This is a genomic window from Arthrobacter sp. SAFR-044, assembly GCF_051965175.1.
Classification (GTDB): Bacteria; Actinomycetota; Actinomycetes; order Actinomycetales; family Micrococcaceae; genus Arthrobacter.
This window is the reverse complement of record NZ_JBQCMK010000001.1, coordinates 568,527-594,202: the sequence shown is the minus strand read 5'-3', so window position 1 is coordinate 594,202 and position 25,676 is coordinate 568,527. Positions and strand designations below refer to the sequence as shown.

Genomic DNA, 25,676 nt, shown 5'->3' with positions numbered 1-25,676 from the left:
GTTTCGACTGGTTTGGAGTGCGCGGCGCCTTGACTTAAATTCGAACATGTTTTCGAATGGGTGTCATGAGATGGGAAGCGCAAGCACTGGTGCCCACACCGGACGCCCCTGGTGGACCCGGTCCGGCGCTGCTGCCGCTGGCAGGCTTGGTCCGTTCCGTCACCACCCCTGAGTTCGCCGGGATCACGTTCCACGAGGTCACTGCCAAATCGGTGCTCAACAGGGTCCCTGCGGGATCGAAAATGCCGTTCGAATGGACAGTGAATCCCTACCGCGGCTGCAGCCACGCCTGCGTGTACTGCTTTGCCCGCAAGAGCCACACCTACCTGGACTTCGACGCCGGCATGGATTTTGACAGCCAGGTGGTGGTGAAGGTCAACGCAGCAGAGATCCTCCGGAAGGAACTGAACAAGGCCTCCTGGACGCGCCAACAGGTGGCCCTGGGCACCAACACCGATCCCTACCAGCGGGCCGAGGGCAGGTACAAGCTCATGCCCGGAATCATCAACGCTCTCGCGGAGTCCGGAACTCCCCTGTCCATCCTCACCAAAGGGACCCTGCTGGCGCGCGACATCCCGCTGCTCAAGAGCGCTGCTGCGCAGGTACCGGTAGGGCTTGGCATCTCTCTGGCGATGACTGATGAAGATCTGTCCGAGGCCATTGAGCCCGGCACGCCGGGACCCAGGGCCCGGCTCAAACTGGTGTCCCGCCTTCGCGAGGCCGGACTCCCCTGCGGGGTCATGGCGATGCCCATCCTGCCGTGGCTCTCCGACAGCGACGAAGCCCTCGATGCGCTGTTCGGTTCGCTCGCTGCCGCCGGCGCAACCGGCGTCACCGCGGGCGCGCTGTACCTGAAGCCGGGCACCAGGGAATGGTTCATGAAGTGGATCGCCACCCACCACCCCGAACTGGCCGGGCGCTACCGGCGGCTTTACGGGACCGGCTCCTACGCGTCCAAGGAGTACCGGATGTGGCTTGCCGGCAAGGTCCGCTATTTCAAGGCACGCCACGGCTTCTCGCATTCCTCCGGCTTCAGCCACCGGGACCTGGACGATCCCCGGGTCGAGGAAGCGGAGTACCCGGCCGGGATCATTCCCACCACGGTTACCGGAGGCTCCCCTGCTGGTTCCCCGGCAGCGTCTACTTCGGCATCCCGGCCCGCGGTGCAGGACGCGCTCTTCTAGCCGGCTTCAGGGCCTGGTGGTGTCAGGGGTTCAATCCAGCGCCGGCGACCCAGGCACCAGCGCCGCTACGGCGTCCAGGAGCGCATGCACAATCGGATAATCGGCCGGGATCCACGCCAGGCCAAGCACCGCCCCGCGGTCCTGCAGCTGGATCCAGCGCAGTTCGTCGTGGTCCTCAAGGGGCGCGGCTTCGCCATGAGTTACCTCGGCGAACCAGACCCGCATGCTGGCCCGGTCATTGAGGGCCCAGCCGGCCGGTGTTTCCGCGGGCAGCTCTGCCCCCAGCCGGACGCGGATTCCCAGTTCCTCCACCAGTTCCCGTACCAGCGCTGCTTCGGGAGCCTCGCCGTGTTCCACCTTGCCCCCGGGGAACTCCCACAGCCCGGCCAGGTGCTCCGGAGCGCTCCGCCGCGCCACCAGCAGTGCCGTTGGATTGGCCAGCGTGTCCACCACGGCTCCGCCCACTACCTGAATCAGTCCAGTCACCGGCCCATTCTATGGGCCACAATGGGAATAGCCCGGAACAGTATTCCCATCCCCAGGGAATAGGTCCTGCCCGTCTGGGGTTGGCCTCACTGTCCGGACCTTCCTGCCCCATTGCCGTGGCGTCCCGTCCCCTTTCCAGTTCCACCGTTTGAGAAGCAGGCATATGAGCAGCGTCCTTTCCCCGTCCACGGCAGCCCGCACCAAGACCCCCAACGTCGGCATGGCCATCTTTGCCCTGGCCATGGGCGGGGTGGGCATCGGCGTCACCGAGTTCACCATGATGGGCCTGCTGAAGGAAGTGGAACAGGGCCTGGGGATCAGCACTCCCGAGGCGGGCCACCTGATCTCCGCCTACGCACTGGGAGTAGTCGTAGGCGCTCCCCTCCTCGCCGCCGTTGGCGCCAGGCTGCCCCGGAAGAAACTGGCACTGGGCCTCCTGCTGTTCTTCACCGTGGCCAACCTGACCTCGTTCATCGCCCCTGACTACGGGTCGATGCTCGTGTCCCGTTTTGCCGCCGGGCTGCCGCACGGGGCGTTCTTCGGAGTTGCAGCAGTCATCGCCGCATCCCTGGTTCCCCCCACCCGGCGGGGCTGGGCCATCTCCATGGTCATGGCCGGGCTCAGCGTGTCCAATGTGGTGGGCGTACCGTTCGCCACGTGGCTGGGCCAAACCTTCGGGTGGCGCCTGCTGTTTGTGCTGGTGGGCGCCATCGGCCTGCTGGCCCTGGCCATGGTGTGGAAGTTCGTCCCGTTCCAGCACGCCCACCCCGATGCCAGCATCCGCCGCGAACTTGGCGCCCTCAGGCGGATCCAGGTCTGGCTTGCCCTCCTGGTGGGCATCGTGGGCTTCGGCGGCTTCTTCGCCACCTACACGTACATCGCGCACACCATGACGGCCGTGGCCGGCATCCCGTCGGGGCTGCTTCCCCTGGTGGTGGCGCTCTACGGGCTGGGCATGGTTGCCGGGAACATCGTCGGGGGCAGGCTGGCCGACAAATCGGTGATGGGCACCCTCTACCGTGTCCTCCCGGCAATTGCCGTTGCCCTGGTGGTTTACGCGGTGGCAGCCCACTGGCCGTGGAGCGCCATGGTGATGGTGTTCGTGGTGGGAGCTTCCGGTTCCATGCTGATCCCCGCCCTGCAGACCCGGCTGCTCGACGCCTCGCCGGATGCACCGTCGCTGGCATCGTCCCTCAACCATGCCGCGCTGAACGTCGCCAACGCACTCGGCGCGTTCCTTGGTGGAGTGGTCATCGCCCTCGGGTGGGGTTTTGTTGCCCCGGCACTCGTCGGCGCCGTCCTGGCCGTCCTCGGTTTCGGCGTCGCCCTCCTCAGCGGCCTGCTGGAACGCAAGAGGCCGCTGGCGGGCTAAGCCGGCGGCCGCCGCGTGTCTCCGCGGCCACGGCAGCAACCAAACTCCCGGCCGGCTAAGGCTCCTAACGATGCGGCAACGCCCTTTTTGGGGCTACTGACTTTGCCGGGTGCTTATGTTAGCTTGAGGCTCATCGGGACTATTAATCCCGGTCACAATGAGGAGGAGACATGGGTTTTCTTGCTTGGATTATTCTGGGCCTGATAGTCGGGGCCATCGTTAAAGCCGTTATGCCCGGACGGGTCGGCGGCGGCTGGGTCACCAGCCTCATCCTGGGTGTCGTTGGAGCCATCGTTGGCGGCTGGATTGGCAGCCTCCTGTTCAACAAGGGCGATCTTGCCTTCTTCGACCTCGGCACCTGGATTCTCGCTATCGTCGGTGGCCTGGTTGTCGCCGGCATCTACGGGGCCGTCACCGGACGCGGAAAAGCCAGCCGCGCTCCCTGATAACTCTGTCCAGCAACAACCATCGGGCCCCGGATTTCCGGGGCCTTTCTTTGTGGCCGGCAGCAATGCTGCCCCGCGGACGTCCAGGGACGAACCGGGAATCCGTGTGGGCGCGGGCCGCCGGCCGCCGTCGGGCTTCGCTACCCGGCGCGGACCTGCCCGGCGGCAGTCTCGGGACGGCGCTGGGAACGGGCGCTGGCGTAGAGGCACACGGTGGCTGCCGTTCCAAGGTTGAGGCTCTCGGCCGCACCGTACACCGGAACCGCAACCCGGTGGTCCGCCAGGCCAAGCTCCTCATCGGAGAGTCCCTGGGCCTCGTTCCCAAAGAACCACGCGGTCGGTGCAGCGAGGTCAAAGGCGGGTTCGGGGCCTGCACCGGTGAGCCTGCGGCGCGCGTTCTCGTCCTGCAGGACATCCAGGTCCAGCTGCCCGTAACCGTCGGCTGCGAGGACGCCGATGCCACGGGCCTTGCAGGCGGCAGCCAGTTCCGCGGGATCTGCGGCCAGGACGACCGGAAGGTGGAAGAGCGACCCCGCGGTGGAGCGGACGGCCTTGGGGTTGTAGATGTCAACGCTGGACGCTGTGAAAATGACGGCGTCGGCGCCGGCCGAATCAGCCGCCCGCAGCACGGTGCCTGCATTTCCCGGGTCCCTGACCTGGCACAGCACAGCAATCAGGCGTGGGCCGGCGTCGAGCACATCCGCCAAGGCAACGTCCACGAACCTGCAGACTGCCACGATCCCCTGCGGGTTGACGGTGTCCGCCATGGCCGCCAGGACCTCATCGGTGGCGAGTCGCGCGTTGGTGCCTTCGGCGAGCTCATCGAATTCGGGGAAGCGGCCCAGGCAGCTTTCGCTGGCGAATACCTCGGTGACCACTCCGGGCGCTCCCGCCGCGAGGCGCTGCTGGTGGAGCTTGAGGGCTTCCCGGACGGCCTGTGGCCCTTCAGCAAGGAACTGGCCGCGCTTTAAACGGGCCGGGCGCCCTGCAAGCTTTGCCACGTCCCTGACCCGATCGGCTCGGGGGTTGGACAATGGAAGATCTTGCGGGCGCCCGGTTTCGTTCATACAAGAACTGTAGTAGCTGACGCTTCCAGTTCCTGAACTGGCCCCTTCGGCGAGGGGCGGCAGCGGCTGCTAGGCTGCGGCAACCTTCTTGGCGGAAGTGTCTGCCGGCAGGGAGTCCTTGGCCACCTGGACCAGTGCGGCGAAGGCGTTGGCGTCAGAAACGGCAAGCTCGGCCAGCATGCGGCGGTCAACCTCGACCTCAGCGGCCTTCAGGCCCTGGATGAGGCGGTTGTAGGTGAGGCCGTTGGCGCGGGACGCAGCGTTGATGCGCTGGATCCACAGGCGGCGGAAGTCGCCCTTCTTCTTCTTGCGGTCACCGTAGCTGTACACAAACGAGTGCAGCAGCTGTTCCTTGGCCTTGCGGTACAGGCGCGAACGCTGTCCGCGGTAACCCTTCGCCCGTTCAAGAACAACCCGGCGCTTCTTGTGGGCGTTGACCGCCCTCTTCACACGTGCCACGTGCGTACTCCTTCGAAAATCTGATCCCAAGCATCTGTTGCCGGTGTTCCGGCGGCCTGAGAAGGCTGTTTGGCAGGTGACGGACCACCGGTAAGCGGTCCATCAATAAACTTGGAAACTAGATGCCGAGCATCTTCCGGATGACCTTGGCGTCGCCCTTGAAGACGATCTTGTCGCCGGCAAGGCGGCGGGTCAGGCGGCTGGACTTGTGCTCCAGATAGTGGCGGCGGTTGGCCTGCTGGCGGCGCAGCTTGCCGCTGCCGGTCAGCTTGAAGCGCTTCTTAGCACCACTGTGGGTCTTCATCTTCGGCATGGGAACCGATCTCCTTACGTTTCTGCGGGCCCGGAGGCCGGCAGTTCTATCGCGCAGCCACCCCTGCGGGCAGCATGCTGGTTGCTGACTGCCGGGGACGTGCCCCGGCAGCGGTGAACTAGTTGGTCTTCTTACCGGCCGGCTTCGGCACTGCCTTGGGGGCAGGGCGGGCAGCAGGCTTCGGCGCAGCAGGCCTGGCCACCGGCTTCGGCGGCGCAGGCACACCGGCGGGCTTCGGCGCAGCCGGTGCGGCTGCTTCCGGCTTTGCGGCAGTTGCAGGCTTGGGCGCCGGAGCGGCCGCCTTCGGTGCAGCAGCCTTGGGAGCTGCGGCCTTGGGGGCTTCCTGCTTCGGAGCCTCCTGCTTGGGAGCTTCCTGCTTGGGAGCGGGAGCCTTCGGGGCCTCCTGCTTCGGAACTTCCTGCTTCGGTGCCGGAGCCTTGGGGGCTTCCTGCTCAGGAGCGGCAGCAGGCGCTTCAACCGGGGCGCTGTCCGCGGCCGTGGCCTCCGGTTCAGTGGACACGGTGAAGCCTTCCGGCAGGAGGTCCGCCAGTGACTGGGTCATGGGGGCCTGGTCCTGGCCGGAGGTGTCGACGCGTCCCGCAGCCTTGGCTTCGTTCTGGGCCTTGGCCTCGGCGCGCTGGGTTGCCCGGCGTGCTTCCGCCTTGGCCTCAGCCTTGTTCTTCAGCGGGCCAACCACCATGACCATGTTGCGGCCGTCGATACGGGGGCTGGACTCCACCACGCCGACTTCGGCGACGTCGTCGGCGAAGCGCTGGAGCAGGCGGATGCCCATCTCCGGACGCTGCTGCTCACGGCCACGGAACTGGATCATGGCCTTGACCTTGTCCCCGGCGCCGAGGAAGCGCAGGGCGTGGCCGCGCTTGGTCTCGTAGTCGTGGGTGTCGATCTTCAGGCGGAAGCGGATTTCCTTTAGAACAGTGTTCGTCTGGTTCTTCCGGGCCTCACGTGCCTTGACCGCGGCCTCGTACTTGTACTTGCCGAAGTCCATCAGCTTGCACACCGGAGGCTTCGCCTGAGGTGCAACTTCAACGAGATCAAGGTCGGACTCGGCAGCCAGGCGCAGGGCATCCTCAATACGGACGATTCCTACCTGTTCACCTGCAGGGCCGACCAGCCGCACCTCGGGGACGCGGATACGCTCATTGATTCTTGGCTCGCTAATGTTAAAGCTCCTGTGTTTGATGTGGAGTCCGGCAAATGAAGAAGGCCCCCAATTGCCGGAGCAATCGAAGGCCTCAGAGAGGTTGGACCGGCAACCCCGCAAAGGGCTGCACGTGCACAGTCCCGGCAAATGCCGGCCCATGCCCAACCAGGTACCCGGCAACCTTGCGTCCCTGCAGGTTCCAAGGGAACAGGTGGGACAACGGCTGACGCGGGTGGGAGAGAACTCCGCTTGCAAACTGGATGCCATTCTACAGAAAAAATTCCCGTCAACGCTGCGAAGCGCTGTTGGGAACCTGATCGTCCGGGACAATCCCTGAAATAACGACATCCAGTCGGTCTGTGTCAAGCTTACCAGTATGAGCACCCCAGACAGTAATTCATACGTCTTCGAGCCGGGCGAAGCAGGCGCAGACGTTTCACAACAGATCCGCGATATCTCCGAAGTTCCCGCCATCGAGGTCATCACCACGGCCGCCGTGCACCTGATGAGCGCGGCCGCGGTAAAGCTTGGCCTGGCCGCAGAGGACAACGCAGCGGAACTCAAGGACCTCGACGAGGCCCGGAAGCTGATCACCGCACTGGCCGGCCTGGTGACCGCGGCAGCTCCGGAGATCGGATCCCAGCACGCCGGACCCTTGCGCGACGGCCTGCGGTCCCTGCAACTGGCTTTCCGTGAAGAGTCGCTGATTCCTGACGCACCGGGCAAGGGCCCGGGTGAAAAGTACACCGGAGCCGTGAACTAGGGAGCAACTCCCCCAAGCAGCGTCCGACGGCGGGACGGCCTTTGCAGGTCGTCCCGCCGTCGCGCTTTAACTCCCCGGTGGACGGGGAGGCTCACGCGGCGGCGCGGCGGCGGCGCTGCTGGAGCGCCAGGCCCACCAGGCAGAGCAGCACGCCGGCGGCACCGACGGACACGAAGCCGCCGGAGGGACCCATGATGTCGATGAAGACCCCGGCGAGGGGCGAACCCAGCGCAACACCGGCGGTCAGCGCGGAGCCGTACCAGCCCATCGCCTCCCCGCGCCGCTCCTCCGATACCAGGTCCGCCACCTTCTCGGAGGCCGCGGACAGCACGGGGGCGCAGAGCAGGCCCGGAAGGACGGAGACGAAGGAAAGCGTCCAGGTGTCGTGGGCGAAGGCCATGGGCAGGGTCAGCGCGGCCATGCCCAGCAGCAGGAAGACAGGTGGAATGGGCCGGTGCATGGCGCCGTAAATTAGGCCGCCCAGCACGGAGGCAGCGCACCAGAAGACAAAGACGATCCCGATTTCGCTCTGGTGGCCGCCGGTTTCCAGGGCTGCGACAATGCCGACGTCGGTGCCGCTGAGGACCATGCCCGCGCCCGCGGCGACGGCGAAGAGTGCCGCGACCGTGGCGGTGAACCAGGCGAAGCCGCCGGCCAGCCTTCCCCGCAGGCCGCGCTGTGCCGCGCTGGTGGCCGCGCCGGCAGGGGCCAGCTCCGCGACCGCTTCCTGGGCATGCGCCGGAGCAGTGGAGACGACGGCGACTTCCGCAGCGTGCTGTTCGTCCTCGACGCATTCGACCGTTTGGTCCCGGCTGCGGGTGGGCGGGTTGAACCACATGAGGAACAGCCCGGCGAGGGACGTAGCCACGCCCACCACTGTCAGGCCCGCAGTAGTGTGGCCGCTGGTGGCTACGACGGCGCCGGCGGCCGGGCCGATCATGAACACGAATTCCGTGGTGATGGCATCGAGGGCGAATGCGGTGCGCCGCTGGTCACCCTCGGCCAGGACCCCCAGGGATTGCCGCACCACACTGAAGATTGGCAGCGTGAGCAGGCCGCCCACGAAGACCAGCGGCAGGAGCCACTGGTAGGACACGTGGGGCACGATGGACCAGATCACGGTCTCTGAGATGACCGAGGGGATGAGGGCGGTCCGCAGTCCCACGGTATCCACGCGCCTCCCCCGCCACGGCGCCCCGAGGGCGATGCCGATGGTCATGACCGCCGCTGCAGCGCCGGCTGCGGCGTAGCCCTGGCCGAGGGTGAGGACGATGTGCAGGGTCAGCAGGACCCCTGCGGCTGAATGCGGGATGCGGGCAACCATGCCCACCAGCAGCAGCCGCCGGATTGGCCGGATGGCGAGCAACTCCCGGTAGAGAGCGAAATTCACGAAGCGGTCCTTCAGGGTATTCCGCTGTACCGGCGGGGATCACCCACCCTGCAGCGGTTAGTCGGGAGCGCGCCTCAGCTTGATTTCAAGGGAGTCGACGCGCTCTCCAAACAATACATTCCGTGACCACTCGGACTGCAGGCCGGCCACCAGCTCCTGGACACCGGCAGCGTCGAGTCCGTCTTCAAGGTAGAGCACCACCTGCAGTTCAGGACCGGCACCTCCGCCGGGGACCACTGAGCCGTCAGCGGCCCTGGCGGCCACTCCCCTGCCCGGCAGCAGCTCGATGCCGCGGACGGCCGCGAAGCCGGCGGCAGCGTTGCCCATCTCGGCGGCCAACTCCTGGTCACTGTAGGAGGGGGTCCAGTCATGCTGCTGGGCGAGGGCCCAAACGCCGGGCCTGCGCACCACGAACGTCACGTCGGCGCCCGGATCCAGGACCAGGAGTTCGGCACCCTCGGCAACGGCCGAGAGCGCTGCCCGGGCAGCATAGACCGCTACCGGCCGCGCCTCGGGGTGCCAGGCGGACAATGCGGCGGCTGACGTAAAAGCCGGCAGCGCGGTCCTGCCGTCGGCGGCCTTCAGCGTCACCAGCGCCATGTCCGCCTGTTTGTCGGCGTGCAGCCCGTGTTCTGTTTCTGCCTCTTCAGCAAGCTGCGCCACGATGGGAATGAAAACCCGGGCCGTGGCCAGTGACGCAACGACATCCGCCTCGTCGCCCCGCCCCCCGCGGAGCGCGGCAATTGCGGCGAGGTAGCCGGCGTCGGCCGTTCCGTCGTCGTCCTCGAAGTTATGGATCTTCGCGTCCTCACCGGCGAGGCTGCGGCCGGCCCATGACTGTCCCGCGGAATCCGTGGCACCACCGGCGCCGGCCAGCGCCGCCGCGATGTGTCCGGGCAGTTGGCGGGCGGGAGGGCTTACCGGTTCTTCGGAGCTGGGCATGGCCGGGCTGCTTTCCGGGGCCTAGCGGCGGCCGGCGACGTCGAGGGCTTCGGGCAGCGTGAACGCTCCGGCGTAGAGTGCCTTGCCCACAATGGCACCTTCGACGCCCAGGGGGACCAGCGAGCGGAGGACTTTGAGGTCGTCCAGGCTGGAGATGCCGCCGGAGGCCACCACGGGCTTGCCGGTCTTCTCCACCATCTGGCGCAGGAGTTCAACGTTCGGGCCCTGCAGGGTGCCGTCCTTGGTCACATCGGTCACCACGTAGCGGGCGCAGCCGGCGTCTTCGAGGCGGCCCAGCACGTCCCACAGGTCCCCGCCTTCCTTCGTCCAGCCGCGGCCGGCCAGGGTGGTCCCCCGGACGTCAAGGCCGACGGCGATCTTGTCGCCGAAGCGCTCGATGGCCCTGGCTGTCCACTCGGGGTTTTCCAATGCTGCGGTCCCCAGGTTGACGCGTGCCACGCCCAGGTCGAGGGCTGCTTCCAGGGTCTCGTCATCGCGGAGGCCGCCCGAGAGCTCTACCTTGATGTCCAGCCTGCCCACCACCTCGCGGAGCAGGTCGGCGTTGGAGCCGCGCCCAAAAGCTGCGTCAAGGTCCACCAGGTGAACCCATTCGGCACCCTGCTGCTGCCAGTTCAGTGCCGCCTCGAGGGGGGTTCCGTAGCTGGTTTCGCTGCCCGCCTCGCCCTGGACCAGCCGGACGGCCTGGCCGTTGACGACGTCGACGGCTGGCAGGAGCTCTAGTACCGGCAGGTCATGTGCGGTGGTCATACTCATCCTCGGTGTTGGTTCTTGGGTTTCGGGCAAAGGCGGGTGGAATTCGGCGCGTTCAGGCAGTGCCGCGGAGCCCCTGCATCAGCTGGCCGGCAGCGTGAGCAGGTAGGCGGCGACCAGCGACATGGCGGCCAGGACATAAAAGGCCACCTGGGTCCAGAGGGGCTTGCGCTGCTGCCGGAACGAGATGCCGCCGCCAATCAGCAGGCCGGCGAGGCCGGTCAGAAGTACGGGCCACATCTAGGCGTCACTGCCGGCGTCGGCCGCCGGGGCGCCGGGGTCGGCGGCGGCCGGCTTGCGCAGGCCTTCCACCCAGTTGCGCAGGAGCCGCGCACCGGCGTCGCCGGACTTTTCGGGGTGGAACTGGGTGGCGCAGAGCGGGCCGTTTTCGACGGCGGCGATGAACGGTCCGCCGTGCTCGGACCAGGTAACCAGGGGCGGCGCCATCCGTGGCTGGATGACGTCGAAGTTCCATTCCTGCACGCCGTACGAGTGGACGAAGTAGAACCGTTCGTTTTCGACGCCGGCAAAGAGTTTGGAGCCTTCGGGGACCTTGACCGTGTTCCAGCCCATGTGCGGAACAACTTCAGCGCGGAGTGCCTCAACCTTGCCGGGCCATTCGCCGATGCCCTCGGCCTCGGTCCCGTGTTCCACACCGGCTTCGAACAGGACCTGCAGGCCCACGCAGATGCCGAGGACCGGCCGGCCCCCTGCCACGCGCCGGCCGATGAGCCGGATGCCGTCCACGGCCTTGAGTTCGCGCATCACGGTTTCGAACGCGCCGACGCCGGGCACCACCAGGCCGTCTGCGTTCAGTACGTCCTCCGGCTTGGCGCTCAGGATGACTTCTGCGCCGGCACGTTCCAGGGCACGCACTGCGGACCTGACGTTCCCGGATCCGTAGTCCAGCACCGTGACGGTGGGCTTGCCCTGCGGCGACGGCAGCCTGCGCGACGCGGACGGGTCAATGATTGCCCCGTCCTTCAGTACCTGCCCGCTCACAGCGCCCCCTTGGTGGAGGGGACGCCCTCAACCCGGGGATCCGGTTCAACCGCGGCGCGCAAGGCGCGGGCAAAAGCTTTGAACTGTGCCTCGACGATGTGGTGCGGGTCCCGGCCTGCCAGCACGTTCATGTGCAGGCAGATGCCGGCGTGCAGCGTGATGGCTTCGAAGACGTGGCGGGTCAGGGACCCGGTGAAGTGGCCCCCAATCAGGTGGTATTCCTGGCCGGCCGGCTCACCTCCGTGCACCAGGTAGGGGCGGCCGGACACGTCCACCACGGCGTTGGCCAGGGCCTCGTCCAGCGGCACGGTGGCTTCGCCGAACCGGCGGATTCCGGCTTTGTTGCCCAGGGCGGTCCGCAGGACCTCGCCGAAGGTGATGGCGACGTCCTCCACGGTGTGGTGGACGTCGATGTGCGTGTCGCCGGTGGCCTTGACCGTCATGTCGATCAGGGAGTGCTTGCACAGGGCCGTCAGCATGTGGTCGTAGAACGGCACGGAGGTATCGATGTCCGACACTCCGGTTCCGTCGAGGTTGATCTCCACGAGTACGGAGGACTCGCTGGTGGCACGCTCCATGCGGGCGGTCCGGGCTGCAGCCGTATTCGATCCGGTTGAACTCATGGTGAAGGATCCTTAGTGGGAGAAGAAGTGGTTCAAGGCGTCCAGCGCCGCAGTATCAAGTCTAGGCGTGCAGCGCAGCGTGGCCCGCAAGGATGCGTTCCAGGGAGGTAAGGAAGGCTGTGGTTTCCGCCTCAGTGCCTGCCGTGACGCGGAGGTGGCCGGGGATGCCCACGTCGCGGATGAGTACGCCGGCGTCCAGCAGTTCCTGCCAGACCTGGTGCGGATTTTCCAGGCCGCCGAAGAACACGTAGTTGGAGTCCGACGCGGCAGGCTTGAGTCCCATCCTGGTCAGCTCGGCCACGATGCGGTCCCGCTGCTTCTTGATGTCCTGCACGTCGGCCATCAGCGCTTCGCGGTGCTCAAGGGCGGCGAGGGCGGTGGCCTGGGTGATGGCGGACAGGTGGTACGGCAGGCGGACCAACCGCAGGGCGTCAGTGACCTCGGGGGCTGCAGCCATGTAGCCGAGCCGGGCCCCCGCCAGGGCGAAGGCCTTGCTCATGGTGCGGGACACGATGAGCCGCTCCCGGCCGGGCAACAGGGTCAGCGCGCTGGGCGTTCCGTCGTGCGCGAACTCATGGTAGGCCTCATCAACGATCACGATGGACTGGCTGTCCGCCCCGGCGTCATAGACGGCTTCCACGACGTCCAGCCCAAGTCCCGTCCCGGTGGGGTTGTTGGGCGAGCAGAGGAAGACGATGTTCGGCTGCAGTTCCTTGACCTGCCGGGCGGCGGACTCTGCGCTGAGGTCATAGCCCTCCGCCCGTTCACCGGTGATGTACTGGGTGTCTGTTCCACTGGCCAGCAGGGGGTACATGGAGTACGTGGGCGGGAAACCGAGGGCGGTGCGGCCTGGACCGCCGAAGGCCTGGAGGATCTGTTGCAGGACCTCGTTGGAGCCGTTGGCTGCCCACAGGTTGGTTTCGTCGAGCCCATGCCCGAGGTATTCGGCCAGGGCCTTCCGGAGTGCGGTGAACTCGCGGTCCGGATAGCGGTTGAGGCCCGCAGCGGCCTCAGTGACGGCTGCGCTGATGGCGGCACGCACGTCAGCGGGAACACCATGGGTGTTTTCATTGACGTTCAGCAGGATGGGGACGTCCAGTTGGGGCGCGCCGTAGGGGGTCAGCCCGCGGAGGTTGCTGCGGAGGGGAAGCCGGTTCAGACGTTCTAGCTGGTCGTTCACCTGAACAGTTTAGTGGCCGCGGCAACCACCGGAAAATGTGACGGTTCCTGTTCGCCCTCGGCATGTCCCGCGACCGCCCGCTCCAGGGCTTGCCAGCCAGCCAGGCAGGCCGCCCTGGCAGAGGCCACGAACTCAGGGCTGGCGCCGGTCAGTGGGCGGGGACGGTCAGTGAGTGGGGACGAAGAGCTGCTGGCCCGGAAGGACGGTGCCCGCGGCAAGGTTGTTGAGCTGGACGATGTCCGCCACAACGTCCCTGGCGTCCCGGTCGGGAGCTACGGCGCCGGCAATGGCCCAGAGCGACTGACCCGACTGCACCGTCACCGTGACCGTGGGCGTCACTGCAAGATCCGCCACGGAGTCCGATGCCTTGGCCGGGGAGTGGAAGAGCCCCGAAAGCGACAGCAGGAGTACGGCCACCAGTACAAGCGGTACTCCGATCAGGACGATCCTCCCCCGGCGGGTCAGCCGCAGGGGTGCGGACGAGTGTGAAACCTGGTGAACAGATAAAGCTGACATGAACTAAGCCCTCCTGGACTTGCCGTGCTGCCCGGGTGCCCGCCGACTGCTGCCCCACCGCTCATACTGCGCCGGGAACCTATCCCGGCCGCGTATTCGAATGGGTCATCTGCTGGTTAGAACACATGTTCGAACTTTGCTGGTTAAGTTTTAGCACCTATCAACGAACAATGTCGAGACTCGCTAGAACAAATGTTTGAAAAAGCAATGTGGCTGGCCTAGCTTTGAAACGAAAGAACAACCACTACTGCAGTTGATCAGCAGGGTCTGACAATGACAGTGGGAGTCCTTCCGGCGGCACTGTGGAACAGCCGCCCGCGGAGGATCCGGCGGCAAGCGAAAGGCATTGGCGAACATGGCAGCAGCAGCCGCCGGGGGCAGGACCGCCCCGCAATCCAAGAGGACCGCCAAGGGCCTGACCCCCCGGCAGAAGAAGATCCTCGAGACCATCCAGCGCTCGGTCAATGAGAACGGGTATCCGCCCTCCATGCGCGAGATCGGCGACACGGTTGGTCTTGCCAGCCTGTCCAGCGTGACCCACCAGCTTTCCCAGTTGGAGAAGCTGGGTTACCTGCGGCGCGACCCCAAGCGGCCGCGCGCCATGGAAGTACTGATGCCGCTCACGCTCGACGGCGGCGGTAAAGGTGCCGGCACGTCTCCTGCACCGCAGGCCACGGGCGGCGCCACGGTGACGGAACTGCCCACGGCACTGGATACGGCCATGGTTCCCCTGGTGGGCCGGATTGCCGCCGGCGGGCCCATCCTCGCCGAACAGCTTGTGGAAGATGTCATGCCGCTGCCACGCCAATTGGTCGGCCAGGGCGAGCTCTTCATGCTCAAGGTGGCCGGTGACTCCATGGTGGACGCCGCCATTTGCGATGGCGACTGGGTGGTGGTCCGGCGCCAGGCTGACGCTGCCAACGGCGACATTGTTGCTGCACTCCTGGACGACGAGGCAACCGTGAAGACCTTCCGCCAGCGCGATGGCCATACCTGGCTGCTCCCCCAGAACACCCAGTACGAACCGATCCTGGGTGACCACGCCACCATCATGGGCAAGGTCGTCTCAGTCCTGCGTTCCCTCTAGCCAGCGTTCGCTCTAGCCTGGGTTCCACAGCCAGCATTCATGCCGGCCGTGCGCCACAGTTCTCAGGATGCGTCGGCACCAAGCCGGGTAAGCGCGGCCAGCGCCTTGGCGCGGTCCGTAGTGGCCCAGAACGGGGGCAGTGCGCCGCGCAGGAATCCTGCATAGCGTTCGGTGGCCAGCCGCGAGTCCAGGACGGCCACCACACCCTTGTCTCCGGTTGACCTGATCAGCCGTCCGGCACCCTGGGCCAGCCGGATGGCAGCGTGGGTGGCCGAAACGGACATGAAGCCGTTGCCCCCTGCCTGCGCCACGGCACGCGAACGCGCCGTCATCAGTGGATCATCCGGCCGCGGGAACGGAATGCGGTCTATCACTACCAGCCGGCAGGATCCTCCAGGAACGTCGACGCCCTGCCACAGGGACATGGTTCCGAAGAGGCAGGTGTCGGGTTCGTCGGCGAATTGCTTGACCAGTGCGGTCATGGTCGACTCGCCCTGGCAGAGGACAGTCACATCGAGCTTGGGCCGGAGGGCATCGGCAGCTTCTTCGGCGGCCCGCCGTGAAGAGAACAGGCAGAGGGCACCCCCACCGGAGGCTTTGATGAGCGCTTCGAGTTCTGCCAGGGCCTCCGGGGAAACGCCGCGGCCGGGCTTGGGCAGGTGGCCTGCCACGTACAGGATGCCCTGCTTGGGATAGTCGAAAGGCGACCCAACATCCACGCCCGTCCAGCTGGGCGCGCCGTCACCGATCAGGCCAAGTCCCCCTGCCGCAGGTTCAAAGGCGGAGCCGATGGCCAGGGTGGCGGAGGTCAGCACAACAGTGTGATCGGCGAAAAGCCCTTCCCGCAGCCTGCCGGCGACGGACAGTGGCGCTATGTTGATCAGCACCGGCGCGCTGTCGTCGGGCGGTGAGTATCCCTGGCCGGGATCGAAGGTGCTGGCACGGGAAAACCACACCACTTCCCGGTTTTCCCGGGCGGCGATGAGCCGCTCGCACAGTTCCAGGATGAGCATCAGGCGCGACCGGGCCAGCTGCCGGCCGCCGTCGGCTGTGGCGTTGCTGTCCCCTTTGGAATCGGACAACGCAGCCCGGCACGCTTCACGCAACTGGTCCACGCAGTCCAGCTGTTCATCGTTCAGGCCGTTGGGAAGCAGGCCGTTCGGCGCGCCGGCGAGGGCCAGCTCAAGGTTCGCCGCTGCGGCGTTCAGGGCATCGACGGTGATGGCTGTATGTTTCCGGGCGCCCGAAGCGGCAGCGTGGACCATGGCCACGGACAACTGTCCGGATACGGCCCCGGTGACACGGTCCTGCAGTTCGTGCGCTTCGTCCACCACCACGACGTCGTATTCGGGCAGGACTGCGAGTCCCTCGAACGCGCTGACGGCCAGCATGGCGTGGTTGGTCACCACCACGTCGGCCTCGGCGGCGTCCTGCCGGGCGAGCTCGCTGAAACACTCGGCGGCCATGGGGCATTTTTGGGCCCCAAGGCACTCCATCGACGTCACGGAAACCTGCCGCCAGGCACGGTCGGTCACGCCGGGCAGGAGTTCGTCCCGGTCGCCGGTGGCTGTCTTTTCGGCCCACTCACGGAGCCGCACTACTTCCTTGCCAAGCTGCGACGACGGCCCGCCCACGGAGGCGGCGAAATGTGGAACGCTGGTGTCCTCTCCCAGGGAGAAGAGCTGCCCTTCCGATGGTTCCTCCGACGGGAACCCGCCCTCGAGCTTGTGGCGGCAAACGTAGTTGGACCGACCCTTGACCAGGGCAACCTTGACCGGCCGGTCCAGGGCGGGCGTGATGTTCTTCAGGAGCCGGGGCAGGTCCCTGCCCACAATCTGCGTCTGGAGGGCAAGCGTGGCCGTGGACACCAGGGCCGGCTTGTTGCTTTCCAGGGCATGGGCGATCAGCGGCACCAGGTACGCCAGCGATTTGCCGGTGCCGGTGCCTGCCTGGACCAATAGGTGGTTGCCCGTTTCGATGGCCCGGGCCACCTGGCGGGCCATTTCATGTTGTCCGGTGCGGCTTTGTCCACCCATGCCGGCAACGGCCCGGTCGAGCAGTTCGATGACGAACTGCTCGCCGGCCGTCTGCGCAGCCTCGCCGGCCGCGACGTCAGTCATTGACGATGAATGGTTCCAGCTCGGACGCGAGGCCCTCCCGGACCATCACCGCCGCCCTGGTACCCGCCTCAACATGGTCCAGGCTGAGGATTTCGGCGTCGGACTCGTGCAGCTTGCTGATCAGGTCTCCGCGGTCGTACGGAATGAGCAACTCCATCTTCACGGATGGCCGGGGGATGGATTCGCTGATGGCCTTCAGCAGTTCCGGAATGCCCTCCCCTGTCCGGGCCGAGACCACTACGTGCCGTGGCTCGCGCTGCTTCAGCCGCTCCACCACGAAGGGGTCGGCAGCATCAGCCTTGTTCAAGACGATGATCTCCGGCACCTTGCGGGCATCAACTTCGCTGAAAACCTTCCGGACCGCAGCGATCTGCCCTTCGGGATCGGGGTGCGAAACGTCCACCACATGCAGGATCAGGTCAGAGTCCGCCACCTCTTCCAGGGTGGAGCGGAAGGCTTCCACCAGTTGGGTGGGCAGCGATCGGACGAATCCGACGGTATCGGCCAGGGTGTACCCCAGGCCGTCAGCGGTTTCGGCCTTGCGCACGGTGGGATCCAGCGTGGCGAACAGCGCGTTCTCCACCAGGACCCCAGCGTCCGTGAGCCGGTTGAGCAGCGAGGACTTGCCGGCGTTGGTGTATCCGGCGATTGCCACGGAGGGCACTTCATTACGACGGCGGTTGGCCCGTTTGGTCTCGCGTGCCGGCTTCATGGCGGCGATTTCGCGCCGCAGCTTTGCCATGCGGGTACGGATCCGCCGCCGGTCCAGTTCGATCTTGGTTTCACCGGGACCGCGGGAGCCCATGCCGGCAGCAGCGCCGCCCACCTGGCCACCGGCCTGGCGGGACATCGACTCGCCCCAGCCGCGCAGGCGGGGAAGCAGGTATTCCAGCTGCGCCAGTTCCACCTGGGCCTTGCCTTCGCGGCTCTTGGCATGCTGGGCGAAGATGTCCAGGATCAGGGCCGTGCGGTCAATGACCTTGACCTTGACGATGTCTTCAAGGCCACGGCGCTGGGAAGGCGCCAGTTCGGCGTCCACCACCACGGTGTCCGCGCCCGTGGACGTGACGATGTCTTTCAGCTCCAGGGCTTTGCCGGAGCCGAGGAAGGTCCCGGGGTCCGGCTTGTCGCGGCGCTGCACCAACCCGTCAAGGACTTCCGACCCGGCGGTCTCGGCCAGGGCGGCCAGCTCACGCAGCGAGTTTTCCGCGTCGGCAAGGGTGCCCTCGGACCAGAGTCCGGCCAGGACGACGCGCTCCAGGCGCAGCTGCCGGTATTCGACCTCGGTGACGTCTTCAAGCTCGGTGGACAGGCCCGCCCTGCGGCGCAGCGCGCGCCGTTCCTCGAGGTCCTGCTGGTCGCCGTCGTACGTTGAGTGTTCCTCGTCAAGGCGGGAAATGGCCTGCGCCTTGCCAAGCACCGCTTTTCCACTGCCGCCTTCACTGCCGGGCGTGCCGGCATTTCTGGCGGGAACGTCCTTGGCGAGGATCCGGTCGATGACAGCCTGGATCTCCTGCGGACTCATGTCCTGGGCGGCTGGATCGGAACCGGTGTTGGGCTGGCTGGTCATGGTCTCCTTTGAAGATTCGGCAGTTCCAGAATAGTGCTGATTGGCTGGAAGTTGGTAAGTATTCGCGCTGGGTTGACGGCCTGCGGTCATGCAGTTCTCCTGGTTGTTTCGCCGCCGGCTGCGATGCCGGGGCACGGATGCCGCGTCAGGGCGCGGCAGGGCTGGGAAAGGCCGGAGAATGGCGGGAAATGCAGCAATGGGCTGACTTTCGAGTATTGTCCGGCGGCCGGGCAGACGGAATGGTCTGGCCGGTGCGCAAAAGCGGAAGGCATGGAAACCTGCGTCGCTGCGGGACGGACTGTCGCTGGAGGACAGGCTGCGGGACGGGCGCGGCCCGTACCGGCTACTCGAAGATCAGGAACATGCCTTCCAGCCTAGCAGAGGGCCTCCAGGCCGGTTTCCCATTACGCTGCGGGGGGAACTACTCTGGCGAGTTATGGAGTCCGCACACTATTTCAGCACGTCCCCTGCCGGCCCCTTTACCCGGAAGCCCCTGACGGTGGAACTGGCCGGTGAGGCGCGACGGCTCCAGACCTCCACGGGCATCTTCAGCCCCGACGGCATCGACAAGGGCACCGCGGTGCTCCTGGCCGAAGTTCCGCGCCCGCATCTCCAGGGCAACCTCCTGGATATCGGGTGCGGCTGGGGTCCGGTGGCGCTCACCATGGCTCTGCTGGCCCCCGCTTCTAAGGTCTATGCCGTGGACGTCAACGAGCGCTGCATTACCCTGACCAACGAGAACGCCGCCGCGCTGGGACTGTCGAACGTCGCCGCCAGCACCCCTGAGGCTGTCGATCCGGACATCCGCTTCGACACCATCTGGTCCAACCCGCCCATCAGGATCGGCAAGGATGAACTGCACGCCCTGCTCAAACTGTGGCTGCCGCGCCTGGCAGAGGGCGGAACGGCCTGGCTGGTGGTGCAGAAGAACCTGGGTTCTGATTCCCTGCAGCGCTGGCTGGCGGCCGAACTGGACAGCTCCTTCACCGTGACCCGAGAGTCCACGTCAAAGTCCTTTCGGATCCTGAAGGTCAGGAAAGCGTCCCACTCGCCACAATGACGGCCGGCCCGCTGAGCTCCACATGCTCGTGGCCGGCGGGACCCGCGAAGAACTTCACGCCCACCACTCCGCCGGGAACGTGGACCTGCCAGGCGTCGGGGGCTTCTGCCCCCGCCCAATGCCTGATGGCGACGGCGGCGGCGCAGGCACCGGTCCCGCAGGACTGGGTCTCCCCCACGCCGCGCTCGTGCACCCGCATGGTCACGGAGCCCACGCCCTCATGGACCAGCGGTTCTGCCGGAACGACGAATTCCACGTTGGTCCCGTTCGCGGGTACCGGATCGACTGTCGGCGCGGTGAAGAGCCTGGTGCCCGTGAGCTCCGCCAGTTCAGCGAGGGCCACCACGGTGTGCGGGTTGCCCATGCTCACGGAGAGGGCCGGCCGGGGAACCTCCAACCCGTCGGCGGTGACCAGGGAATCCATGGCCTTGGCGCTGGCCTCACCGGGGAAAATGAACTCCCAGGGTCCCATGTCCACCGCGTAGCCTTCTCCGGTCCGGACCACAGTCTTGACGCCGCCGCGGGTGCCGATGGTGAGCGATCCGCCGTCGGGCAGGTCAATGAGGCCCTCGGCCTGCAGGAAGTGGACGAATACCCGGACCCCGTTGCCGCACATTTCGGAGAGCGAGCCGTCCGCGTTGCGGTAATCCATGAACCATTCCGCGTCCGGGGCGCCGCCGAGCAGTTCCCGGCCTTCAGCGAGGAAGCGGGAGGGGACGGCCCTGATCAGGCCGTCGGCCCCTATCCCGCGGTGCCGGTCGCACAGCGCCGCGGCCTGGTCGGCGTCGATGACGTGCGTCCCCTCGGGATCAGCCACCAGGACGAAGTCGTTGCCGGTGCCGTGCCCCTTGGAAAAGCGGAGCCCGCTCAGGGTGCGCAGGGCGGATCCGGGAGCTTCTGCGGGGGTTGCATTCATGATTCCAAGCGTAGCGGCGGAGGCTGCCGGTCCTGAAACCGCAGCTACCGGCACAACTCCGCTGCCTTGTCCACGAGCTCCGGATCCTGCCAGTCGAGCCAGGTGATGCGTGGATCGGCACGGAACCATGTCAGCTGCCGCCTGGCGAACTGCCGGGTGGCCACGATGGTTTCTTCCGCGGCGGCCTCGACGGTGGAGGCGCCGTCGACGACCCGCAGGAACTGCGAGTAACCCAGGGCGCGGGACGCGGTTTTGCCGCGGCGCAGTCCCTGTGCGTCGAGCATCCGGACCTCGTCCAGCAGGCCCGCGTCCACCATCCGGTGCACCCGTGCCGCCAGCCGGTCCCGCAGCACTTCGCGGTCCACGCTGAGGCCCACCTGGACGGCTGGCCGGTGGTACTCCCGCCGGGGCATGAAGGAGCTGAAGGGCCGGCCGGTGAGCTCCTTTACCTCAAGGGCACGGATGATGCGCCGGGCATCGGAGACCCGGGCGGCAGATGTGGGATCCACCATCCGGAGCCTGGCCAGGAGTGCCTCAGTACCGAGTTCCGCGTGCTCCTCCTCAAGCCGGGCACGGAGCGCGGGGTCGGTCCCCGGAAATTCCAGGACGTCCAGCGCGGCCCGGACATACAGCCCGGATCCGCCGGCCAGGATGGCGCGCTTGCCCCGCCCATGGATGTCGTCGATGATTTCGCGGGCCTGGAGCTGGAAGTCTGAAACGCTGGCTTCCTGGGCGACGTCAAGGATGTCCAGGAGGTGGTGGGGCACTCCCCTGCGCTCGGCCACCGTGATTTTGGCAGTGCCGATGTCCATGCCGCGGTAGAACTGCATGGCATCGGCGTTAATGACCTCGCCGTCGAGCTCGAGGGCGAGGTTGACGGCAAGGTCGGACTTGCCGGAGCCGGTGGGACCGACGACGGAGATGACGGGCGGGGCAGCCACCTGTCAGCGGGTGCGCAGCGGCAGGGAGGGCATGCCAAGGGAGACACCCTTGCGTGCCTCCCCGGAGCCGGGTGCGGGTGCCCCGCACGAGTCGGCCTGGGACCGGTCCCACGCGTCCCCTGCCCGTGACCGGCGAAGGCTGTAGTCCTCGAGGGTGGGATCGGAGACCAGGTGGAAGGCCGCGGCTTCGGTGATGGTGACAGTGACGAGGTCCCCGGGCCTGGGAGCGGGTGCACCCTGGGGAACCGAGAAGTGGACCAGCCGCTGGTCCTGCGACCGGCCGGACAGCCGGTGCGTTTCCTCCGACTTGCGTCCGGACTGTGCGGTCACCATGACTTCGAGCCGGCGGCCCAACTGTTTCCGGTTTTCCTCCGCGGCGATCCGGTCCTGCAGGGCGGTGAGGCGTTCGAAGCGTTCCTGGACCACGGCCTTGGGGAGCTGGTCGGGCAGGTCGGCCGCGGGCGTGCCGGGGCGCTTTGAATATTGGAAGGTGAAGGCGGTGGCGAAGCGGGACTTTTCCACCACGTCCAGGGTGGCCTTGAAGTCCGTTTCCGTTTCGCCCGGGAAGCCGACGATGATGTCGGTGGAGATGGCGGCGTGCGGAATCCTCTCGCGGACCTTGTCCAGGATGCCCAGGAATTTGGTGGACCGGTAGGAACGCTTCATCTCCCGCAGGATGCGGTCGGACCCCGACTGTAGCGGCATGTGCAGTTGAGGCATGACGTTGGGCGTCTCTGCCATGGCGTCGATGACGTCATCGGTGAAGGCAGCCGGGTGCGGGCTGGTGAAGCGGACGCGTTCCAGCCCCTCGATCTCTCCGCACGCACGCAGGAGTTTGGAGAAGGCCTGCCGGTCCCCGAACTCCACCCCGTAGGAGTTGACGTTTTGGCCGAGCAGGGTCACTTCGATGGCACCGTCATCCACCAGCGCCTGGATCTCGGCGAGGATGTCGCCGGGCCGGCGGTCTTTTTCCTTGCCCCGGAGCGCCGGAACGATGCAGAAGGTGCAGGTGTTGTTGCAGCCGACCGAGATGGACACCCAGCCCGAGTAAACGGAGTCGCGTTTGGTGGGCAGTGTTGACGGGAAGACGTCCAGGGACTCGAGGATTTCCAGCTGCGCTTCATTGTTATGCCGCGCCCGGTCCAGGAGGGCGGGCAGGGCACCGACGTTGTGGGTACCGAAGACTGCGTCCACCCACGGCGCCTTCTTGAGGATGGTTTCGCGGTCCTTTTGCGCCAGGCAACCGCCCACGGCGATCTGCATGCCGGGGTTGGCTGCCTTCACGGGGGCCAGGATGCCCAGGTTGCCGTAGAGCTTGTTGTCCGCGTTTTCCCGGACCGCGCACGTGTTGAACACCACGACGTCGGCATGCTCACCCGCGGCCGGGACGTAGCCGGCGTCCTCGAGCATGCCGGCCATCCGCTCGGAGTCGTGGACGTTCATCTGGCAGCCAAAGGTCCGCACCTGGTATGTGCGGGGCAGGGTTCCGGCTTGCGGCACGGCCCCGGCTTCGACGGAGGGGGTGGCGCCGGCTTGGGGGGAAGGAATGGTCAAACTCACCCGTTAAGGGTACCGGCTTTGGACGGGGTCGCTGTCGGGTTCCTGCCGGGAATCGAGGATATCGTTGACGATCCGGAATGCCTGGGAAGGCTGGTAACCCTTCCTTGCCAGCATGGATGCCAGCCGTCGGACGGCCTTGTCCCGTTCCCCCGGGACGGACAGGTCGGTCCCGGGCCGCAGCTTGCGCTCCACCAGGGCACGGGCGGCAGCTTCCTCATCGGCGTCCGTCAGCTGTTCCAGGGCCGAAGCAGCAGTCTCCTGGTCGATGCCCTTTTCAGCCAGCTCGCGCCGGAGCGCACCCTTGGCAAGCTTTCGGGACTGGGCGCGGCTCCGGACCCACATGTCAGCGAATTCTGCATCGTCGATCAGGCGGACTTCCTGGAACTTGTCCAGTACAGCCTCGGTGACGTGTTCCGGGATGTTCCGTTCGGCCAGCTTCCGGGCAAGCTGCAGTCTGCTCTTGGGCGCCGCAGTCAACTGTCGGTACACGATTGCCTGCGCGACCGTGAACGGGTCCGGTTCGGCGTCCGCGGCCTGCGGGTCCTCAGGCACGGAAGACCCGTCCGACACCCCTGTTGAAGAGGTGCCGGAACGGGCCCGCCGTGTTCGTGGTCCGGTCAAGGGCTAGAACCCGTCGACGGCTTTCAGCTTGGGCGCATCTTTGGATTCATCATCGGCGGGCTTGACCCCGACACCGAGCTTCTCCTTGATAAGGCGCTCAAGCTCGGCAGCCAGCTCCGGGTTGTCGCGGAGGAACCGGCGCGAGTTCTCCATGCCCTGGCCCAGCTGGTCGCCATCGTAGGTGAACCAGGAGCCCGACTTCTTGATGATGCCGTGCTCCACACCCATGTCGATGATGCCGCCTTCGCGGGAGATGCCCTGGCCGTAGATGATGTCGAACTCGGCCACCTTGAAAGGCGGAGCCATCTTGTTCTTGACGATCTTGGCCTTGGTCCGGTTGCCGACCGAATCGGCGCCTTCCTTGAGGGTCTGGATCCGCCGGACGTCAATGCGGACCGACGCGTAGAACTTCAGGGCCTTACCACCGGTGGTGGTTTCCGGGGAACCGAAGAAGACGCCGATCTTTTCACGGAGCTGGTTGATGAAGATGGCGGTGGTCTTGGTCTGGCTCAGGCGGCCGGTGATCTTACGCAGGGCCTGGCTCATGAGCCGCGCCTGGAGGCCGACGTGGCTGTCGCCCATGTCGCCTTCGATTTCGGCGCGCGGCACCAGGGCGGCAACGGAGTCGATGACCACAATGTCCAGCGAGCCGGAGCCGACCAGCATGTCCATGATCTCCAGGGCCTGCTCGCCGGTGTCCGGCTGTGAAACAAGGAGGGCATCGGTGTCCACGCCCAGTTTGGCGGCGTAGTCCGGGTCAAGGGCGTGCTCGGCGTCGATGAAGGCCGCGATCCCGCCGGCGCGCTGGGCACTTGCCACAGCATGCAGGGCAACGGTGGTCTTACCCGAGGATTCAGGACCATAGATTTCGATGACCCGGCCGCGCGGGAGCCCGCCAATGCCAAGGGCGACGTCCAGGGCGATGGAGCCGGTGGGGATGACTTCGATCGGCGCGCGGACTTCGTCGCCCAGGCGCATGACCGAGCCCTTGCCGAACTGCTTGTCAATCTGGGCAAGCGCTGCTTCCAGCGCCTTTGCACGATCCGGGGCTGCCGCCATGGTTGACACCTCTAATGCTTTCTCGATGGTGGCCTTCGCGGCCGTTGTATTGGTCATCTCTGACGCTAAGGGGACCCACTGACATTCCGGCCGGAGGACGACGGCTATGTGGATAAACCCGATGGAAAAAGCATAGCGTTATCCGAACAGGTATTCGAAGAGTGGAGCTCCTGCGGCGTGTCAGGCGGCAGGATCAAGGCCAACCGGATCAGGGCGGCGCCCCGCTGCTAATCGCGGCGTGGGGCGATGTCGCGGCCAAGGCGCCGTTCCGCCGGCACATCCTGGACATCGCAGACCGCAAGCCACACCCTGCGGGGTTCGACTCCGGCGGCCAGGGCCTGGTCGGCGGTGCGCCCGCCCACGCCGGCAAGGACCAGGGTACTGCTCAGCACGCGGGAGTACCCCGCGCCGAACTCGTCATCCATGAGACGCCAGTACTCGCTGATTCGCATCGGTAAATCCTCTCATGACTGTGGACCCTAGAATTGTTGCCATGAGCAACTCCCCGGATCTCCCGCCGCTGCAGGACACAGGCAACGATGCCGCCGACACCGCGCTGCAGAATGTCGAACACCAGATCAGCCTCTTCTGGCGGCGGGCACGGGCCATTTCCAACCAGCTTTCGCGCGAGGTCCACCCGGACATGGAGCCTGCGGCGTACGGGCTCCTGACGGTTATCCGCAGGGAAGGACCCATCCGGCTCACCGAGCTTGCCATGAACATCGGGGTGGGCAAGCCGTCGGTCAGCCGGCAGATTGCGTTCCTGGAGAGCCTGGGCCTGGTATCCAAGGAGGCGGACCCCCTGGACCGCCGGGCGCAGTCCATCCGGCTGACGCCGAAAGGCGAAGAAAAGATGCACCAGGTGCAGGACGCCCGGCGCCAGGTCTTCCAGGAGCGGCTGCGCGAGTGGCCGGTGGAGGACCTGCAGGAACTGGCCCGCTGCATGGCCAAGCTGAACTCCACCTATGAACGTGACGGGTTCGCCAGGGAAGGCGCGGACGCATCTTCGGCACAGGAGCACGCACAGGAGGACTAGGAAACAGCAGGAAGCCCCCGGCGTGGC

28 protein-coding genes are annotated in these 25,676 nt (G+C 66.5%); 7 read left to right on the top strand and 21 right to left on the bottom strand.

Features of this window, described 5'->3' with window-relative positions; translation table 11 throughout:
- Positions 1 to 65: 65 nt before the first annotated feature.
- Entirely contained in the window at positions 66 to 1,184 is a 1,119-nt protein-coding gene (locus ACTHQS_RS02650) for an Rv2578c family radical SAM protein (RefSeq protein ID WP_440165785.1), read from the top strand.
- A 30-nt stretch (positions 1,185 to 1,214) separates the two neighbouring features.
- Here ACTHQS_RS02650 and ACTHQS_RS02645 read toward each other — a convergent pair whose 3' ends face one another.
- Positions 1,215 to 1,670, bottom strand: a complete 456-nt coding sequence (locus ACTHQS_RS02645) for a (deoxy)nucleoside triphosphate pyrophosphohydrolase (protein WP_440165783.1) — start codon at positions 1,668 to 1,670, stop codon at positions 1,215 to 1,217.
- A gap of 163 nt (positions 1,671 to 1,833) precedes the next feature.
- Here ACTHQS_RS02645 and ACTHQS_RS02640 point away from each other — a divergent pair, with 163 nt between their 5' ends.
- Positions 1,834 to 3,042, top strand: coding sequence for an MFS transporter (locus tag ACTHQS_RS02640; RefSeq protein ID WP_440165781.1), 1,209 nt, complete (start codon positions 1,834 to 1,836; stop codon positions 3,040 to 3,042).
- Between the two features lie 170 nt (positions 3,043 to 3,212).
- Positions 3,213 to 3,488 (top strand): GlsB/YeaQ/YmgE family stress response membrane protein, encoded by a 276-nt coding sequence (locus ACTHQS_RS02635; RefSeq protein WP_159632311.1) that lies wholly within the window; start codon positions 3,213 to 3,215, stop codon positions 3,486 to 3,488.
- Between the two features lie 140 nt (positions 3,489 to 3,628).
- Here ACTHQS_RS02635 and ACTHQS_RS02630 read toward each other — a convergent pair whose 3' ends face one another.
- The 4 genes from ACTHQS_RS02630 to infC all read right to left on the bottom strand — a co-directional run bounded on the left by ACTHQS_RS02630 (position 3,629) and on the right by infC (position 6,468).
- Entirely contained in the window at positions 3,629 to 4,555 is a 927-nt protein-coding gene (locus ACTHQS_RS02630; protein ID WP_440165780.1) for a TrmH family RNA methyltransferase, read from the bottom strand.
- Between the two features lie 69 nt (positions 4,556 to 4,624).
- Positions 4,625 to 5,014, bottom strand: coding sequence for a 50S ribosomal protein L20 (gene rplT / locus ACTHQS_RS02625; protein ID WP_018763610.1), 390 nt, complete (start codon positions 5,012 to 5,014; stop codon positions 4,625 to 4,627).
- A 118-nt stretch (positions 5,015 to 5,132) separates the two neighbouring features.
- Positions 5,133 to 5,327, bottom strand: coding sequence for a 50S ribosomal protein L35 (gene rpmI / locus ACTHQS_RS02620; protein ID WP_009358635.1), 195 nt, complete (start codon positions 5,325 to 5,327; stop codon positions 5,133 to 5,135).
- 118 nt (positions 5,328 to 5,445) lie between these two features.
- Positions 5,446 to 6,468: a translation initiation factor IF-3 gene (infC, locus tag ACTHQS_RS02615; RefSeq protein ID WP_440165777.1), complete on the bottom strand. Its 1,023-nt coding sequence runs from the start codon at positions 6,466 to 6,468 to the stop codon at positions 5,446 to 5,448.
- A gap of 400 nt (positions 6,469 to 6,868) precedes the next feature.
- Here infC and ACTHQS_RS02610 point away from each other — a divergent pair, with 400 nt between their 5' ends.
- Entirely contained in the window at positions 6,869 to 7,255 is a 387-nt protein-coding gene (locus tag ACTHQS_RS02610; RefSeq protein WP_440165775.1) for a DUF1844 domain-containing protein, read from the top strand.
- Positions 7,256 to 7,346: 91 nt separating this feature from the next.
- On the opposite strand, the gene ACTHQS_RS02605 is transcribed toward ACTHQS_RS02610, so the two are convergent.
- The 8 genes from ACTHQS_RS02605 to ACTHQS_RS02570 form a co-directional block, all read right to left on the bottom strand.
- The gene (locus tag ACTHQS_RS02605) at positions 7,347 to 8,645 is read right to left on the bottom strand and encodes an MFS transporter (RefSeq protein WP_440165774.1); all 1,299 of its coding nucleotides are present in this window, start codon (positions 8,643 to 8,645) and stop codon (positions 7,347 to 7,349) included.
- 57 nt (positions 8,646 to 8,702) lie between these two features.
- Positions 8,703 to 9,587, bottom strand: coding sequence for an SseB family protein (locus tag ACTHQS_RS02600; RefSeq protein WP_440165773.1), 885 nt, complete (start codon positions 9,585 to 9,587; stop codon positions 8,703 to 8,705).
- A 21-nt stretch (positions 9,588 to 9,608) separates the two neighbouring features.
- The gene (priA, locus tag ACTHQS_RS02595) at positions 9,609 to 10,355 is read right to left on the bottom strand and encodes a bifunctional 1-(5-phosphoribosyl)-5-((5-phosphoribosylamino)methylideneamino)imidazole-4-carboxamide isomerase/phosphoribosylanthranilate isomerase PriA (protein WP_440165771.1); all 747 of its coding nucleotides are present in this window, start codon (positions 10,353 to 10,355) and stop codon (positions 9,609 to 9,611) included.
- A gap of 84 nt (positions 10,356 to 10,439) precedes the next feature.
- Positions 10,440 to 10,598 (bottom strand): hypothetical protein, encoded by a 159-nt coding sequence (locus tag ACTHQS_RS02590; protein WP_440165769.1) that lies wholly within the window; start codon positions 10,596 to 10,598, stop codon positions 10,440 to 10,442.
- A complete protein-coding gene (hisH, locus tag ACTHQS_RS02585) occupies positions 10,599 to 11,360 on the bottom strand; it encodes an imidazole glycerol phosphate synthase subunit HisH (RefSeq protein WP_440165767.1) in 762 nt (253 codons plus the stop codon). It abuts the gene before it with no gap.
- Positions 11,357 to 11,983 (bottom strand): imidazoleglycerol-phosphate dehydratase HisB, encoded by a 627-nt coding sequence (gene hisB / locus ACTHQS_RS02580; protein WP_440165765.1) that lies wholly within the window; start codon positions 11,981 to 11,983, stop codon positions 11,357 to 11,359. The genes hisH and hisB overlap by 4 nt, the downstream gene beginning before the upstream one ends.
- Before the next feature lie 61 nt (positions 11,984 to 12,044).
- Positions 12,045 to 13,163, bottom strand: a complete 1,119-nt coding sequence (locus ACTHQS_RS02575) for a histidinol-phosphate transaminase (protein ID WP_440165763.1) — start codon at positions 13,161 to 13,163, stop codon at positions 12,045 to 12,047.
- A 165-nt stretch (positions 13,164 to 13,328) separates the two neighbouring features.
- A complete protein-coding gene (locus tag ACTHQS_RS02570) occupies positions 13,329 to 13,679 on the bottom strand; it encodes a LysM peptidoglycan-binding domain-containing protein (protein ID WP_440165761.1) in 351 nt (116 codons plus the stop codon).
- Positions 13,680 to 14,034: 355 nt separating this feature from the next.
- Here ACTHQS_RS02570 and lexA point away from each other — a divergent pair, with 355 nt between their 5' ends.
- Complete coding sequence (lexA, locus tag ACTHQS_RS02565; RefSeq protein WP_440165759.1) at positions 14,035 to 14,766, top strand: transcriptional repressor LexA; 732 nt, start codon at positions 14,035 to 14,037, stop codon at positions 14,764 to 14,766.
- A 62-nt stretch (positions 14,767 to 14,828) separates the two neighbouring features.
- Here the strand turns inward: lexA and ACTHQS_RS02560 are convergent, their stop codons facing one another.
- Together ACTHQS_RS02560 and hflX are read right to left on the bottom strand one after the other, a co-directional pair.
- Positions 14,829 to 16,886 carry an ATP-dependent DNA helicase gene (locus ACTHQS_RS02560; protein ID WP_440165756.1) on the bottom strand — a complete coding sequence of 686 codons (2,058 nt, stop codon included), beginning with the start codon at positions 16,884 to 16,886 and terminating at the stop codon, positions 14,829 to 14,831.
- Positions 16,879 to 18,456 carry a GTPase HflX gene (gene hflX / locus ACTHQS_RS02555; RefSeq protein ID WP_440165754.1) on the bottom strand — a complete coding sequence of 526 codons (1,578 nt, stop codon included), beginning with the start codon at positions 18,454 to 18,456 and terminating at the stop codon, positions 16,879 to 16,881. The genes ACTHQS_RS02560 and hflX overlap by 8 nt, the downstream gene beginning before the upstream one ends.
- Before the next feature lie 436 nt (positions 18,457 to 18,892).
- Here hflX and ACTHQS_RS02550 point away from each other — a divergent pair, with 436 nt between their 5' ends.
- A complete protein-coding gene (locus ACTHQS_RS02550) occupies positions 18,893 to 19,516 on the top strand; it encodes a class I SAM-dependent methyltransferase (RefSeq protein WP_440165752.1) in 624 nt (207 codons plus the stop codon).
- Here the strand turns inward: ACTHQS_RS02550 and dapF are convergent.
- The 6 genes from dapF to ACTHQS_RS02520 form a co-directional block, all read right to left on the bottom strand.
- Positions 19,488 to 20,432, bottom strand: a complete 945-nt coding sequence (gene dapF / locus ACTHQS_RS02545) for a diaminopimelate epimerase (RefSeq protein ID WP_440165750.1) — start codon at positions 20,430 to 20,432, stop codon at positions 19,488 to 19,490. The two genes, ACTHQS_RS02550 and dapF, sit on opposite strands and share 29 nt — an antisense overlap.
- 44 nt (positions 20,433 to 20,476) lie before the next feature.
- Complete coding sequence (miaA, locus tag ACTHQS_RS02540; RefSeq protein WP_440165748.1) at positions 20,477 to 21,373, bottom strand: tRNA (adenosine(37)-N6)-dimethylallyltransferase MiaA; 897 nt, start codon at positions 21,371 to 21,373, stop codon at positions 20,477 to 20,479.
- Positions 21,374 to 21,376: 3 nt separating this feature from the next.
- Positions 21,377 to 22,933, bottom strand: coding sequence for a tRNA (N6-isopentenyl adenosine(37)-C2)-methylthiotransferase MiaB (gene miaB, locus ACTHQS_RS02535; protein WP_440165746.1), 1,557 nt, complete (start codon positions 22,931 to 22,933; stop codon positions 21,377 to 21,379).
- A gap of 3 nt (positions 22,934 to 22,936) precedes the next feature.
- Positions 22,937 to 23,485, bottom strand: coding sequence for a regulatory protein RecX (locus ACTHQS_RS02530; protein WP_440165744.1), 549 nt, complete (start codon positions 23,483 to 23,485; stop codon positions 22,937 to 22,939).
- Between the two features lie 72 nt (positions 23,486 to 23,557).
- Positions 23,558 to 24,613, bottom strand: coding sequence for a recombinase RecA (gene recA / locus ACTHQS_RS02525; RefSeq protein WP_440165858.1), 1,056 nt, complete (start codon positions 24,611 to 24,613; stop codon positions 23,558 to 23,560).
- Positions 24,614 to 24,840: 227 nt separating this feature from the next.
- Positions 24,841 to 25,065, bottom strand: a complete 225-nt coding sequence (locus ACTHQS_RS02520) for a DUF3046 domain-containing protein (RefSeq protein WP_224025609.1) — start codon at positions 25,063 to 25,065, stop codon at positions 24,841 to 24,843.
- A 41-nt stretch (positions 25,066 to 25,106) separates the two neighbouring features.
- Between ACTHQS_RS02520 and ACTHQS_RS02515 the strand changes: the two genes are divergently transcribed.
- A complete protein-coding gene (locus tag ACTHQS_RS02515) occupies positions 25,107 to 25,649 on the top strand; it encodes a MarR family winged helix-turn-helix transcriptional regulator (RefSeq protein ID WP_440165742.1) in 543 nt (180 codons plus the stop codon).
- Positions 25,650 to 25,676: the final 27 nt, after the last annotated feature.

What these genes read in the sequence shown, in the direction of transcription:
- ACTHQS_RS02650 (WP_440165785.1), top strand. Translation starts at nt 66, where the DNA reads ATGAGATGGGAAGCGCAAGCACTGGTGCCCACACCGGACGCCCCTGGT.
- ACTHQS_RS02640 (WP_440165781.1), top strand. Translation starts at nt 1,834, where the DNA reads ATGAGCAGCGTCCTTTCCCCGTCCACGGCAGCCCGCACCAAGACCCCC.
- ACTHQS_RS02635 (WP_159632311.1), top strand. Translation starts at nt 3,213, where the DNA reads ATGGGTTTTCTTGCTTGGATTATTCTGGGCCTGATAGTCGGGGCCATC.
- ACTHQS_RS02630 (WP_440165780.1), bottom strand. Translation starts at nt 4,555, where the DNA reads ATGAACGAAACCGGGCGCCCGCAAGATCTTCCATTGTCCAACCCCCGA.
- rpmI (WP_009358635.1), bottom strand. Translation starts at nt 5,327, where the DNA reads ATGCCGAAGATGAAGACCCACAGTGGTGCTAAGAAGCGCTTCAAGCTG.
- ACTHQS_RS02610 (WP_440165775.1), top strand. Translation starts at nt 6,869, where the DNA reads ATGAGCACCCCAGACAGTAATTCATACGTCTTCGAGCCGGGCGAAGCA.
- ACTHQS_RS02600 (WP_440165773.1), bottom strand. Translation starts at nt 9,587, where the DNA reads ATGCCCAGCTCCGAAGAACCGGTAAGCCCTCCCGCCCGCCAACTGCCC.
- priA (WP_440165771.1), bottom strand. Translation starts at nt 10,355, where the DNA reads ATGACCACCGCACATGACCTGCCGGTACTAGAGCTCCTGCCAGCCGTC.
- ACTHQS_RS02590 (WP_440165769.1), bottom strand. Translation starts at nt 10,598, where the DNA reads ATGTGGCCCGTACTTCTGACCGGCCTCGCCGGCCTGCTGATTGGCGGC.
- hisB (WP_440165765.1), bottom strand. Translation starts at nt 11,983, where the DNA reads ATGAGTTCAACCGGATCGAATACGGCTGCAGCCCGGACCGCCCGCATG.
- ACTHQS_RS02570 (WP_440165761.1), bottom strand. Translation starts at nt 13,679, where the DNA reads ATGTCAGCTTTATCTGTTCACCAGGTTTCACACTCGTCCGCACCCCTG.
- lexA (WP_440165759.1), top strand. Translation starts at nt 14,035, where the DNA reads ATGGCAGCAGCAGCCGCCGGGGGCAGGACCGCCCCGCAATCCAAGAGG.
- ACTHQS_RS02560 (WP_440165756.1), bottom strand. Translation starts at nt 16,886, where the DNA reads ATGACTGACGTCGCGGCCGGCGAGGCTGCGCAGACGGCCGGCGAGCAG.
- hflX (WP_440165754.1), bottom strand. Translation starts at nt 18,456, where the DNA reads ATGACCAGCCAGCCCAACACCGGTTCCGATCCAGCCGCCCAGGACATG.
- ACTHQS_RS02550 (WP_440165752.1), top strand. Translation starts at nt 18,893, where the DNA reads ATGGAGTCCGCACACTATTTCAGCACGTCCCCTGCCGGCCCCTTTACC.
- dapF (WP_440165750.1), bottom strand. Translation starts at nt 20,432, where the DNA reads ATGAATGCAACCCCCGCAGAAGCTCCCGGATCCGCCCTGCGCACCCTG.
- recA (WP_440165858.1), bottom strand. Translation starts at nt 24,613, where the DNA reads ATGGCGGCAGCCCCGGATCGTGCAAAGGCGCTGGAAGCAGCGCTTGCC.
- ACTHQS_RS02520 (WP_224025609.1), bottom strand. Translation starts at nt 25,065, where the DNA reads ATGCGAATCAGCGAGTACTGGCGTCTCATGGATGACGAGTTCGGCGCG.
- ACTHQS_RS02515 (WP_440165742.1), top strand. Translation starts at nt 25,107, where the DNA reads ATGAGCAACTCCCCGGATCTCCCGCCGCTGCAGGACACAGGCAACGAT.